Raw genomic sequence first — 13,185 nt, forward strand, 5'->3', positions numbered from 1 at the left:
TATAAATGAAATATACGAGAGGACGTGCACGATGGAATTGGATTTGGCGGGAATGCATCAGCTTGCGGCACAGCAGGGGATAAATGCCGAAGAGCTGGACGAGGCACTCGCCGAGGCTTTGCGTCTTGCATATATGAAAACTTCGCATCCTGCTAAGCATGCTCGCGTTGAGTTAGACGAGCGCGCTGGCACTTTTGTTGTATGGGCACGAGATGAGATTCCAGGTGTTCCTACGGAAGATAATCCTCATCCTTCGCCAACTCTTGGAGAAGAGTATGACGACACTCCTCATGATTTTGGTCGTCTTGCTGCTGCTACTGCGCGACAAGTTATTAGTCAGCTTTTCCGTAAAGCAGAAGATGATAGAGTTTTTGGAGCTTTTTCCGGTCAAAAAGGCAAATTGATTAACGGTATAATTCAGCAAGATTCCAAGGATTCTGCAAATATTCACGTTGCTGTTGGAGATGTTGAGGCTATTCTTCCTCGCCGAGAACAAGTTCCTGGTGAGCGTTATCGTCACGGAGAACGCATTCGCGTTTACGTTGTAAATGTTGCTCGTGGTTTGCGTGGCCCAGAAATAGTTGTTTCTAGATCTCACCCTGATTTAGTTAGACGTTTGTTTGAGCGTGAAGTTCCAGAGCTAGTTTCTGGAGCTGTTTCAATCATGTCTATTGCTCGTGAAGCTGGTGCTAGAACTAAGATTGCTGTTCGCGCGAATGCTGATGGAGTAAATCCTAAAGGTGCTTTAATTGGACCTGGCGGCGCTCGAGTTCGTGCTGTTATGGAAAATCTTGGTCAAGAGAAGATCGATATTGTTGATTGGTCTGAAGATCCTGCAAAATTTGTTTCGGCTGCTCTTTCTCCAGCTATTGCAACTCAAGTAACTGTTATAAGCGAAAAGAATCAGACTGCTATTGCTTATATACACGATGCACAACTTTCTTTGGCGATTGGCAAAGAAGGTCAGAATGCTCGTTTAGCTGCAAAGTTGACTGGTTGGAAGATTGGCGTTGAATCTGCTGAAGAACATGCTAAGAAAGTTGAGGCTGCTAAATTAGCTCAAGCTGATTCTTTAGCAAATAAGTAAATTTTTAGCAACTTCGGAATCCAACGTTTCCGGTATGCTATTAGCTGGAATCTGGGCAAATTGCTTAACAAGTTGCTTTGTGAGTTGTTAAGCATGTGGATGACTCTGCAGTCCAGCTGTAAACGAGGTACAAAATCATGGTCGCACGATGATATATCGCAAGGTAAAATATCGCACGATAATATATAAAAAGCTCGCAATAATATAACGTGGCTGCGTAAATATTCGCGCTGCCACAGACTGAGGAGAACACTGAGTGGTAAAAAAGCGCGTGTACGAACTAGCCAAAGAATTTGGTGTAGACAGTAAAACTGTGTTAGAGCGTTTGAAGAGCATGGGAGAATTTGTAAAATCTGCTTCTTCAACTGTTGAGGCCCCTGTAGCACGCCGTTTGAAGACGGCGTTTGCATCCGATAACAATAATGCAAGTGCTACACTAAAACCTTCGAATAATAAAGCAGCTGATTTTGCAAATGATTCTGTTTCTGCAAAAGGCTCATCTACAAATGTTGCGTCACATTCTTCATCTAAGCAAAGTGAGCAGAAAAAGCAAGTTACAAGTGATAATTCGGACGCTGACGTTGCTAAAGCTGTTAAAGATTCTAAAGCTACTAAAGCTGGCGATTCTAAGAGCGATTCTAAGAGCGATAAGTCTTCCTCAAAGTCACAATCTAAGCAATCGTCTAAAGAATCTTCAAAGTCGCAAGCTAAAAGTGAGCTTAGTGCTAATTCACACGTTGAAAATCATGATTCTCACGCTAATAGCGGAAGTGAAAAGTCTGAAAAGTCTGAAAAGTCTTCAGCTCCTAAGCCTGGCGCTCGAAATCGTTCTCATCAAAGTGTAAATACTTCTGGTAATAATTCTAATTCAGCTGGAAGTGCAAATAATAACGATCGACGTAGTGAACGTCATGAGTCAGCACGTTCTGGATTCCGTAATGGAAAATCTGGTCAAAGTCAGAACCAAAGCCAGAACCATTCTTCAGATTCTTCCCAAATGCCTCCACGTCCGCGTCCTCATCAAGTTCACGGAGCAAATTCTGGTACTCCTCGCCCTGGTAACAATCCATTCAGCAGAAAGCAAGGAATGCATGCTCCTACTCCAGGAGATATTCCTCGTCCTCATCCAATGTCGCGTCCATCATCAGAAAATGGTCGCGGTGGCAAACCTGGTCAGGGCGGTCAGGGAGCTGGCAATGGTCGCGGTCGCGGTCGTTCAGGAGCACGTCAAAATCAAGGTCAAGGTGCTCAAGGTGGATCATCACGTCAAGGTCAGTGGAGTGGTTCACGCCGTTCTCATTCTTCAGGTGGCGCAAATTCTCGTCAGACTTCTAGTAATGAATCTCGCTTTGCAAATGCACAAGCAGCAGCAGGATTCCAAGCAGCAGCTGCAGGTGCTCCAAATGGTGGACCATCGCGTGGTGGTCGTGGCAGAGCTGGAGCAGCAGGAGCATTCGGTCGTCAAGGCGGAAAATCTTCTAAAGCTCGTAAGAATCGTTTAGCGAAACGCCGTGAATATGAAGAGCTTAAAGCACCAGTGATTGGTGGTGTTCGTATTCCTTCTGGTAATGGCGCTACTATTCGTTTACGTCAAGGTTCAACGCTTTCTGATTTAGCTGAAAAAATCAACGTGAATCCAGCTGCTTTAGTAACAGTGCTTTTCCACTTAGGTGAGATGGCTACTGCTACACAATCTTTGGATGAGTCTACATTCCAAATTTTGGGTGAAGAAATTGGCTGGAATATTAGCATTGTTTCCGCTGAAGAAGAAGATAAAGAGCTTTTGCAACAATTCGACATTGATTTAGATGAAGAAGAATTGCAAGAAGATGATGATCTTTACTCTCGCCCTCCTGTAGTTACAGTTATGGGCCATGTCGATCATGGTAAGACTCGTTTGCTTGACACTATTCGTAAGTCGAATGTTATTGCTCGCGAAGCTGGTGGTATTACTCAGCGTATTGGTGCTTATCAAGTTACTGTGAATCTTGAAGGAAAACCTCGTAAGATTACATTCCTTGATACTCCAGGCCATGAAGCGTTCACTGCTATGCGCGCTCGTGGTGCTGAACTTACAGACGTTGCAATTTTGGTTGTTGCAGCAGATGATGGCGTTATGCCTCAGACAGTTGAAGCTATTAACCATGCTCAAGCTGCTCATGTGCCAATTGTTGTTGCTGTAAACAAGATTGATGTTGAAGGAGCTAACCCTGAAAAGGTGCGTGGTCAGCTCACTGAATATGGTTTAGTTGCTGAAGATTATGGTGGCGACACTATGTTTGTTGACATTTCTGCAAAGCAAGGCACTAATGTTGATAAACTTCTTGAAGCAGTTTTGCTTACTGCAGATGCTGAGCTTGATCCTAAAGCAAATCCAAATATGGACGCTAGAGGTGCAACTATTGAAGCTCGACTAGATAAAGGTCGTGGCGCTGTTGCTACAGTTCTTGTTCAGCAAGGCACACTTCATGTTGGTGATTCTATTGTTGCTGGTACTTCTTATGGTCGCGTTCGCGCTATGCTTGACGAAAACGGCAATCACTTACAAGATGCAACTCCATCAACTCCAGTTCAGGTTCTCGGCTTGACTTCTGTTCCAACAGCAGGTGATTTGTTCTTAGTTACTTCAGATGATCGTTCTGCTCGTCAAATTGCTGAGAAGCGTCAAGCTACTGAGCGTGCTGCTCAGCTTGCTAAGCGCCGTAAGGTTGTTTCTCTTGAAAGCCTTAAAGAACAGTTCGCTAAGTCTGAAGTTGATATGCTGAATATCGTTATTAAGGGTGATTCTTCTGGTTCTGTTGAAGCTTTGGAAGATTCCTTGATGAAGATTGAAGTCTCTGAGGAAGTTGGAATTCAAGTCATTCACAGAGGTGTTGGCGCAATTACTCAGAACGATGTGAACTTGGCAACAGTTGATAAAGCTGTGATTATTGGCTTTAATGTGCGTCCAAATCGTCAAGTTGCAGACTTGGCTGAGCGCGAAGGCGTGGAAGTTAAGTACTACTCTGTTATTTACAAAGCTATTGAAGATATTGAAGCTGCTTTGAAGGGTATGCTTAAGCCAGAATTTGAAGAGGTTGTTACTTCACATTCAGAGATTCGCGAAATCTTCCGCTCTTCCAAGTTCGGAAATATCGCAGGTGTTATGGTCCAAGACGGCGAAGTCAAGCGCGGTACGAAGTGCCGTATTTTGCGCAATGGCGTTGCAACAGTCAACGACTTGGAGATTTCCAGCTTGCGTAGATTCAAAGACGATGTTCAATCAGTCAAAGAAGGTTACGAAGCAGGTATTAACCTTGGTACTTTCAATGACATTGAGCTTGGCGATATAATCGAAACATTTGAGATGAAACAGATTGAGCGTAAGTAATTATGGCAGGAACTAATCCTCGTGCAGCTAAAATTGCTGCGCTTATACAGCGTGTAATTGCTTCTAATATGGAGTCGCATTTGCATGATAAGCGTCTTTCTAATGTAACTATTACAGAAGTACGCGTTACAAATGATTTGCAAATCGCGAAGGTTTATTGGACTCAGCTTTCTCATTCTGGTAAAGAGCAGGGGGAGCGTCAGCGTGCTTCCCAGGCTTTACAGCAGGCTCACGGACGTTTGCGTTCTTTGGTTGGAGCTAAAGCTGGATTGCGTTTGACTCCGCAATTGCAATTTATCTACGATGAAGTGCCAAGCGAAGCGCATGAAATTGAAGATATTTTGGTTACTGCGCGCGCGAGAGATAAAGAATTAGCTAAAGCTCGTGAAAACGCTAAATATGCGTGGGAAGCTGATCCATATAAAAAGCCTCGCGAAGTAGAGGATTTTGAGGATGAGGATGAGTTTGATGATTCTGATGAGTCCTACGATTCTGAGGATTCTTACGAGTCTGAGTCTGATGATTCTGAGGAGTCTGTTAAAAGCTTAGAAGATTCTAAGGATTCAGAAGATTCTGCTGAAGACTATGAAGATTCTGCTGAAGACTCACAGTTAGATAGTAGCGAATTGGACTAGATTTCTCTAATGAGTGATCAAGCAGCAGATTCAGGTCTTATTCTTATTGATAAGCCTAAGAATGTAACTAGTCATGATGTAGTTGCGTGTGTCCGACACCTTTTACACACAAAACGTGTTGGACACGCTGGAACTCTTGATCCTCAAGCAACAGGTTTGTTGATTATTGGATTTGGTAATGCTACGCGCTTGTTGAATTATTTGCTCGGTCATAATAAATCATATGAAGCTGTTATTCGTCTTGGCGAATCAACTACTACTGACGATGCTGATGGGCAGATAATTTCTTGTGATGGCATTGAAAAAATTTGCAAAATAGAAGATTCTTCTGTAATTCTTAAAGAATTACAGTCTGTAGTTTCTAAGAATTTTCTTGGAACTATTATGCAAGTTCCAACAGCATTTTCTGCAATTAAAATCAACGGTAAGCGCGCATATGATTTGGCTCGTGAAGGTAAAGAAGTACATTTAGAGCCTAGGGAAGTAGTTATTAGCGATTTTTCATTATTTGATCCGCAATTTTCTACAGGCTTAAGTGGTGCAAAAGTACTTGATTTGCATGCTAATGTTTCATGTTCAAGCGGTACGTATATTCGCGCTTTAGCTCGTGATTTAGGGCAATTGCTTGGCGTTGGAGGACATTTAATAAAATTAAGACGCACTAGTATTGGCGATTTTTCTGTGAAAGATGCTCGCGTGTTGAAGCTTTGTGCTAAAACTCATGAATTTAAAGATCGAGATGGCGTTTTACAACATCGCTTTAAAGCTGTTCCTGAATCTAATTTTGATGAAAGTAAAGATATAAATAAATATTGCATAAGTATGATAGAGAGTGCAAAATATACTCTTCCTTTGATTGAAGTTGATAGTAGTCAAGCTAAAGATTTGCGTTTTGGGCGCTGGATTACGATTGAAAATAGTCAAACGTATCCTGCAATCGCATATGTAAAGCACGAAAAAACTGGTGATTGTGACGTTGTAGCAGTGCTTCAAATTGCAAAAAATAGTAAATATAAGCAAATCAAACCTGTTGTGGTATTTCCGGCAACACAGAAGACTGGTAAACTAGACAAATAGTGGATAAGATCATGACTTTATACGATGATTTTGTGGCTAGTCGTGATAAACAGTGAACGTGATAGTAGGGGTATGATGAAGGTCATCGATATTCGACCAGATGCTAACGGTATGATCAATTGGCCAACGCTAAGTGCTGAGCGTAAGTCGGTTGTTACGATTGGAGCTTTTGACGGCATGCATCGTGGGCATCGTGAGATTATTGGCAAAACAGTAGATATTGCGCATCGCAATGGTGCTTTTTCTGTTGTGATTATGTTTAATCCACGTCCTAGTACTGTGCATAATAATCCAGATAAATATGACGACTTTGGTGATTCTGAAAGTCCTGTTCCTGTTGACGATCAAGCTTTGAGCAGCGTGCGTCAGCGTTTGCGAGTTATGGCAGATTTGGGCGTGGATCATGTTCTTGTAGTGCGTTACAGTTTAGCTTTTGCTGCAAAATCGTATCGTTTCTTCTTGGGACAGCTTGTTGGCAAGTTGGGTATGCGCGCATTAGTTTTAGGCAAGGATGCTGAGCTTGGTGCTCATCGTTCTGGCAATATTCACACTATTGGAGAACTTGCTCGCGCTACAGGCGTTTTTGAGTTAGTTGTTGTTGATGATTATGGTCCAGGAGATGTTCGAGTTCCAGATCCTATTGTTCGTGAATCTCCACAAGAAATAGGCGATCCATCAAATCCTTCAGACGGTATGAATAAAGCTGAATATCGTGCTTGGAGTAAGGGAATGCAAAATAAAAAGGTTCGCGCTTGGAGTTCTACGAATGTACGTTGGATGCTTGCAACTGGGCGTGTTAAAGAAGCTTTTGAAATTTTGTATCAGCCGCATCGTGTTGAAGGAACAGTAATTCATGGCGATGAGCGTGGACGTGAGCTTGGATTCCCAACTGCTAATTTAGGTGAAACTATTGATGGATATGTTCCTTCAGACGGAGTTTATGCAGGTTGGCTTATTGATTTAGATTCTGATGCTGTTAAAGGCGTTGGTGCTTCTGATAGTGAAGAAAATAATTCTTCGGATGTTATTCCAACTGCAAGCTTGTTGCGCCGCGATGAATTGCATTTGGGAGCGCGTTCTCCATGGCGTTTTAAAGCAGCGATTTCTATTGGTTCAAAGCCAACTTTTGCCTCTGATGGTGAGCAAAAACATACAGTAGAAGCTTATGCTTTAACTGATGAGTGGAAAGATTTGTATGGGCATCGAGTTTGTTTGGAGTTTGCTCATTTCTTGCGTCCTCAAATGACTTTCAGCTCATTGGATGAATTAAAAGATACGCTTAAGAACGATGTTGCGAAAGTAGAAGAGCTTATAAGCAAAGAAGATTGTGAAACTCAAGATTCTCTTGTTTAGCTGAAAGAGTGTTTTGCATAAAAATATTTGATTATGCAAGACTTAACATTCTCTTTTATAGTCGAAAAATAGTTTCACTAGCTTAATCCCAATGCTTCTAAAGCATCTTTTATACAATGTACTTCGATTATTTCCAATCCTTGTATATTAGGCTTTTTTCTCATCTTGCATACGATTGCGCGTTTATATCCAATTCTCTTGGCTTCTCGAAGTCTAGGTTCAATGCGCGATGCTGATCGTATTTGTCCGTTTAAGCTTACTTCTCCAATTGCGCAAGTCTTATCTATAACAGGCTTAGTTTTAGCTGCGCTCGCTAATGCTGCGATTATTGCAAGATCGCATGCAGGTTCTTTTGCTTTTGCTCCAGCGATTGTTGAAACATATAAGTCTTGAGATAAAAGATTTATATGACCATGTCTATATAGAACTGCTGTAAGCATTGCAATTCGATTCGCATCTGCTCCTGAAACAGCTCGTCTAGGTGTTGGAAGTGCGGAGTTAGTAACAAGAGCTTGTATTTCAATAGGCAAACTTCTATGCCCTTCTAAAGTCATTGTTACACAAGTTCCTTCTGTGTTATTTTCTTGAGAAGATAAAAATAGCCCTGAAGGGTCCACAACTTCTTCAATGCCTTCTCCGCTCATATCAAAGCATCCAACTTCATCAGTTGGTCCAAAACGATTTTTAACAGCTCTGAGCATGCGCAAAGCTGTTTGAGAATCACCTTCGAACTGGCATACTGTATCTACTAAGTGTTCTAATGTTCTAGGACCTGCTATTGAGCCATCTTTAGTGACATGTCCAACTAGAAGTACAGGAATTGAATAAGATTTAGCTACGTCAATAAGTGCGCTCGCAACTTCTCGAACTTGAGTTGATCCACCTGTAATACCTTCAACATCTTGTGAAACAATCGTTTGAGCGGAATCAACTATTGCTAATTCTGGTTGATATTTTTCTATAAGAGATAGAACTACGTCTAGGCTTGTAGTAGATGCTAAAAGAAGGTAATCGTTTATAGCGTTGATTCTAGAAGCTCTTAGTTTAACTTGCTCAGCAGATTCTTCTCCTGAAATATATAAAACTGGCTTAGATTTTGAAACTTCTGATTTTTTAGCTACTTTTCCAGCTGTTTCAAGTAATAAAGTCGATTTTCCAATTCCGGGTTCGCCAGCTATTAGTGTAACTGATCCTGGAACTAATCCGCCTCCTAAAACGCGATCGAATTCTTCAAATCCGCTTGATAATCTCATGTTATCGTTCGCTTGAATTTGTGTGATTGGCTGTGCTATGAAGTTGTTATCAGAGTAGTTTTGTGCTTCAAACTTGTTAAAAGAATAGTTATTCTCTGCTTTGTTTTGATTGTTGTTTTGATTCAGATTGTTCTGTTGACTTTGGTTGTTTTGCGTTCTTTTAGTATTTAAGTTTTGCATGTTGAACGTTTGCGTGCGAGTAGTAGATCTACGTGATTGTGACGCTTTAGAAACGCCTATAATTCGCGCTTCATGAAATTCGTTTACAGTTCCCCATTCTCCGCATTCTGGGCAGCGTCCATACCATTTTAGTCCGCTCCAACCGCATTGAGAGCAAAGATAATGAATTGTAGATTTTCCAGCCATGCTTAGACGCTATATGTCTTTCAAGACATTTGTCAAGACATTTGTAATGTTTTGTGTTTTTATATGTAATGAATTGTATTTATTTGCCGTCATCGCACTGTGAGATAATACAAGCATGTCATATAGCAGCAATTCAAATTCTAGTTCTCATTCTCATCGTGGGCTATTTATTGTTTTAGCTTCTGCAGGTTTAGTAGTTGTGCTTGCATTGTTATCTGCATTTGTGTGGCCTGGGTGGGCTTTGAATCATTCTGATAACACTCATTCTAAGCATGTTGCTACAGCGCCTAAGACGCCATCTATTCAAGCTAAAAAGTTGCCAACTAACGCTAGTGCTCTTTTGAAAGCAATGCCAGACAGTGTTCTTGATTTTGCTCGCGTAGATGCTTCTGCAAGTGCTATATGGAATAATGCATCTCCTTTAGAAGAATACACATTAAAGTATTCGACTGGAGAAAATGGAGATGATGTTTCCGTTATTGTTGCTCAATGGCCAACTAAAGATTCATCTACTAAGCAATATGAGGCTTTGGTTTCTGGCTTGAAAGGTGATGATTTAGCTACAGGAAAGATTCAAGTTTCTTCAAAGACAGTTGGCAGTTATATAGTGCGATCGTCTGAAGAAGATAAAAATCATGCTACTGTTATTTGGCAAAACGATACAGCTGTGTTCCAAGTTTCTGGTGCTAAACAAGCAGTAGAAAGATTCTATCGTAGTTTCCCTATGTGATTTCTTGTTTTTAAAGAAAATAGCGTGTAATACAAGATATTCTCATAATGCTTTATGTTGCGTTTTGCAATTTGTGACATATTGCTTTTAATACATGCTATATTTGGAAAATATTGCATTAAAATAGTGTTTTGGCGTGAAAGTCGTTAAAACGGTGTACCATTAGCCAAGTTGCACACTTTACTAGGATTGGAGGCTTCAAATGGGTTCTGTCATTAAGAAGCGCCGCAAGCGGATGAGCAAGAAGAAGCACCGCAAATTGCTGCGTAAGACTCGTCATCAGCGCAAGTAATATATGCTGAGCGCGTCTGCCCGTTTGGGGGCACGTAATACTTTTAAAGCGTCGGAGATTTCCGGCGCTTTTTATAATTTTGTTTGAGTTTTTTTGTTTGAGTTGGTTTGGGTTAATTTGAGTTGATTTTGGTTGGTTTGAATTAGCTTGAAATAACACTAATTAGCCTGAATAAATCTGAAATAGCTTGGATCAATCCGAAATAACAGGCTTTAAACCGGAATAATCCAATAATCCGCTTTTTAGATATAAAAAAATAGAGCCTGCAAAATCGCTGGCTCTACTTTTATTTTTTACTTACTTATTTGGATTTGTAAGAGTACGTGGTCCGTTTGGATCTCCTACGATCACTGTATCTACCATGTTTAAGAACAATCCGTGTTCCACAACGCCAACAGTTTCAATCAAATCTTTAGCTAATTCTTGTGGATGTTCAATACGCTCAAGATGTAAATCAACTACGAAGTTGTTTTCATCAGTGCGAACTTCTTTGCCATCTGCATCTAAACGCAATACTGGCTTGTATCCGCGCTTTTCAAACTTACGAATCACTTGAGCAGATCCGAATGGAATCACTTCAACAGGGAGAGGGAATTTGCCAATTGTATCTACTACTTTGCTTGCGTCAACAATCCACACAATCTTGTTTGAGTTAATTGCAACAATCTTTTCCCAAAGAAGAGCTGCTCCGCCACCTTTAATGCCATTAAAGTTTTTATCGACTTCGTCAGATCCGTCTATTGTGACGTCAATATGGTCAACTTCGTTGATGTCTAGAATTTTGATTCCGTAGCTCTCGGCTTGCTCTTGAGTGCGTCTTGAAGTTGTAACTCCTGTAAAGCTTAAGCCTTCTTCTTTTACTCTGCGTCCAAGTTCATCTACCAAAAAACGAACTGTAGAGCCTGTTCCAAGACCTACCATCATGCCATTTTTTACGATTTTTGCGGCTTCGATGCCTGCTGCTTTCTTAAGCGCATCTTGTTGTGCTTTATCCATTGTTCCTGCTTTCTTTTGTGATTACACAGCTTAATAGAAGTTTTGTGAAACTAAATGCGTTTTATACTTCCGTAAACTTATCAATAAGCTTCCGTAAACTTCTATATATGCTATGTGTGGTGCATAGTTATATGCACTCATATATACATATACATATTATCCTTTAGGTTGATTTTTAACGATTGTTTGAGTTGGTTTGTATATAAAAAGATGTTGGCTCTAATTGAAGTGTTCCGTCTGGCTGAACGTATCCGCTTATGTTGATTCTTCCGCTAATGAATCGAGCTTCGCCTGTAAAACTTGGACTTGTTGCAGGAGGTGGAGTGAATTTTAATATTCCAGATACGCTTAAGCCTTGTATGGATTTGTAATTATTTGTGTCTGATTCCTGTGTGTCTGTGTTTTGTGACTCTTGTGAGTCTGATTCTTGTGAGTTTGTGTTTTGTGCGTCTGGCTCTTTTGTTTCTGGCTCTTTTGTTTCTGTATTCTGTGACTCTTGTGAGTCTGACTCTTGTGTATCTGATTCTTGTGTGTCTGTGTTTAGCGATTCTATATTGTCTAAGTTGTCTAAGTTGTCTAAGTTGTCTAAAGGAAAATCGCTATTTTTAGTATCGCTATTCGTGGTATTGCTATTCGTAGTATCGCTATTTTCAAAATCAGGATTAGTATTATTCTCAACAGTGCGATTCGCGTGATACTCCTCATTAGAAATCTTGTTTTCAAGTAAAAGTTTTGCCTCGTCAGGAATATCTGTTCCGCTTGCATAAGGAGAAGAAAGTAGGGATTTCCAGCCTTCTAAAGGAAGATACCCTTTTTTTGCTCCTTTTGCACAATCTTCTGCATAAGTTCGAGCTAAAGTATCGACTTTTTCATTTCCAGCGTTTCCTGCATGCCCTTTAACCCAAACGAATTTTACAGATCCTTTTCTTTTAGATATTTCTGCATCAATCGCACGAATTAAATCAGAATTTTTAACCGGTTCATTTTTCGAATTTTTCCAACCATTCTTTTTCCAACCGTGAATCCAAGTAGTCGAACAGTTGATTGCATATTGTGAATCAGTTTCAATTGTTAAGTCTTCGCTTCCAGGATGCGCTCGCAAAGCTTCTAAAACAGCGCATAATTCACCAATTTGATTAGTTCCATTACTAGCTCCGCCAGCATCTGCGTTTCCTGTATGATTGTGTTCGTGAGCAGTTCCAATTTCATCGCTATGATCTGCCCAAGCCCATCCCATTGAACCATTCGGATTTCCAAGAGCTGAGCCGTCAGTAGAAACAACAATCATTTTTCAAGCCTTTCGAATTCCATTTTTACTCTAATAAATTATGATTTATATCACAAATTTTATCGTATATTAAAACAAAATCATCGATAATTTTAATCGCTTTGTGTTTTGTGCTTTTCCTGTTTTTATGTTTTCTGTTGGATTTTTTGATTGCGCGAGTGTCCATTTTATTAGTAGTTGAACACGTGTTTATTTTTATTAGTGTTTGAATAAGTGGCATATATTTTTATAAAAGTAATACAACACAACGTAATTTGTATTATAAGTGAAAAATTTTTTTGTTACTTTTAAAGTGCGATTTGCTAAATCGTTGATATTGCTAATAAATCTGGGGGGGGGGTATTAGTTTGTTAGTGTTCACTGACTTTTGTTTATATTTTGGATGAAAATTTGTCTAGCTTATAAGTAGTCTTATTTAGTGTATTGGAGGTTAAAAGTGTGCGTTTAACCTCCAATCAATAGTCATATTGTAATAACGAATGCCTATTATCGACCTTTATTTGTTATTACGTTATTACTTTGTAATTGTGACTATTTGAATTTTAAAAATGAAACAAATTTCATATGAGATTTGTGCGTAAAAAAGAGGGAATATGCGTATGACTACTACTAATTTAAAGCGCATTGTTGCACTATTTAGTGAAGCTTTAATGCTATATGCATGCTGCATTTCAAGGTGTTGCAAGTTGTTTTCCGCAAAGTTCATGTACTTGTGTAAATAAGTTTAAAATTTACAGA

At 40.0% G+C, this 13,185-nt stretch carries 10 protein-coding genes; 7 read left to right on the top strand and 3 right to left on the bottom strand.

The annotated features are described in order from the left end of the window. Positions 1-31: 31 nt before the first annotated feature. The 5 genes from nusA (at position 32) to Q0X59_RS03355 (ending at position 7,522) form a co-directional block, all read left to right on the top strand. On the top strand, positions 32-1,087 hold the full coding sequence (gene nusA, locus Q0X59_RS03335; protein WP_297643176.1) for a transcription termination factor NusA: 1,056 nt from the start codon (positions 32-34) through the stop codon (positions 1,085-1,087). A gap of 256 nt (positions 1,088-1,343) precedes the next feature. After that, positions 1,344-4,457 carry a translation initiation factor IF-2 gene (gene infB, locus Q0X59_RS03340; RefSeq protein WP_297643178.1) on the top strand — a complete coding sequence of 1,038 codons (3,114 nt, stop codon included), beginning with the start codon at positions 1,344-1,346 and terminating at the stop codon, positions 4,455-4,457. Between the two features lie 2 nt (positions 4,458-4,459). Beyond that, the gene (gene rbfA, locus Q0X59_RS03345) at positions 4,460-5,092 is read left to right on the top strand and encodes a 30S ribosome-binding factor RbfA (RefSeq protein ID WP_103042860.1); all 633 of its coding nucleotides are present in this window, start codon (positions 4,460-4,462) and stop codon (positions 5,090-5,092) included. Between the two features lie 9 nt (positions 5,093-5,101). Continuing rightward, positions 5,102-6,169: a tRNA pseudouridine(55) synthase TruB gene (gene truB, locus Q0X59_RS03350; RefSeq protein WP_075524013.1), complete on the top strand. Its 1,068-nt coding sequence runs from the start codon at positions 5,102-5,104 to the stop codon at positions 6,167-6,169. Positions 6,170-6,244: 75 nt separating this feature from the next. Continuing rightward, the gene (locus Q0X59_RS03355) at positions 6,245-7,522 is read left to right on the top strand and encodes a riboflavin kinase (protein WP_297643235.1); all 1,278 of its coding nucleotides are present in this window, start codon (positions 6,245-6,247) and stop codon (positions 7,520-7,522) included. Positions 7,523-7,599: 77 nt separating this feature from the next. Here the strand turns inward: Q0X59_RS03355 and radA are convergent, their stop codons facing one another. After that, positions 7,600-9,141: a DNA repair protein RadA gene (gene radA / locus Q0X59_RS03360; protein WP_297643181.1), complete on the bottom strand. Its 1,542-nt coding sequence runs from the start codon at positions 9,139-9,141 to the stop codon at positions 7,600-7,602. A 115-nt stretch (positions 9,142-9,256) separates the two neighbouring features. On the opposite strand from radA, the gene Q0X59_RS03365 reads away from it, so the two are divergent. Beyond that, positions 9,257-9,871 carry a hypothetical protein gene (locus Q0X59_RS03365; RefSeq protein WP_075524010.1) on the top strand — a complete coding sequence of 205 codons (615 nt, stop codon included), beginning with the start codon at positions 9,257-9,259 and terminating at the stop codon, positions 9,869-9,871. A 202-nt stretch (positions 9,872-10,073) separates the two neighbouring features. After that, positions 10,074-10,163: an AURKAIP1/COX24 domain-containing protein gene (locus Q0X59_RS03370; RefSeq protein ID WP_004268639.1), complete on the top strand. Its 90-nt coding sequence runs from the start codon at positions 10,074-10,076 to the stop codon at positions 10,161-10,163. Positions 10,164-10,460: 297 nt separating this feature from the next. Here the strand turns inward: Q0X59_RS03370 and rpiA are convergent, their stop codons facing one another. Further along, a complete protein-coding gene (gene rpiA, locus Q0X59_RS03375) occupies positions 10,461-11,159 on the bottom strand; it encodes a ribose-5-phosphate isomerase RpiA (RefSeq protein WP_075524009.1) in 699 nt (232 codons plus the stop codon). Positions 11,160-11,334: 175 nt separating this feature from the next. Then, positions 11,335-12,447, bottom strand: coding sequence for an RNase H family protein (locus Q0X59_RS03380; protein WP_297643184.1), 1,113 nt, complete (start codon positions 12,445-12,447; stop codon positions 11,335-11,337). Positions 12,448-13,185 lie beyond the last annotated feature (738 nt).

Source organism: uncultured Gardnerella sp. (genome assembly GCF_947280595.1).
GTDB classification, from domain to species: domain Bacteria; phylum Actinomycetota; class Actinomycetes; order Actinomycetales; family Bifidobacteriaceae; genus Bifidobacterium; species Bifidobacterium vaginale_A.

Coding starts and splice junctions, on each gene's coding strand:
- nusA (WP_297643176.1), top strand. CDS start 32: ATGGAATTGGATTTGGCGGGAATGCATCAGCTTGCGGCACAGCAGGGG.
- rpiA (WP_075524009.1), bottom strand. CDS start 11,159: ATGGATAAAGCACAACAAGATGCGCTTAAGAAAGCAGCAGGCATCGAA.
- Q0X59_RS03355 (WP_297643235.1), top strand. CDS start 6,245: ATGAAGGTCATCGATATTCGACCAGATGCTAACGGTATGATCAATTGG.
- truB (WP_075524013.1), top strand. CDS start 5,102: ATGAGTGATCAAGCAGCAGATTCAGGTCTTATTCTTATTGATAAGCCT.
- Q0X59_RS03370 (WP_004268639.1), top strand. CDS start 10,074: ATGGGTTCTGTCATTAAGAAGCGCCGCAAGCGGATGAGCAAGAAGAAG.
- rbfA (WP_103042860.1), top strand. CDS start 4,460: ATGGCAGGAACTAATCCTCGTGCAGCTAAAATTGCTGCGCTTATACAG.
- Q0X59_RS03365 (WP_075524010.1), top strand. CDS start 9,257: ATGTCATATAGCAGCAATTCAAATTCTAGTTCTCATTCTCATCGTGGG.
- Q0X59_RS03380 (WP_297643184.1), bottom strand. CDS start 12,447: ATGATTGTTGTTTCTACTGACGGCTCAGCTCTTGGAAATCCGAATGGT.
- radA (WP_297643181.1), bottom strand. CDS start 9,141: ATGGCTGGAAAATCTACAATTCATTATCTTTGCTCTCAATGCGGTTGG.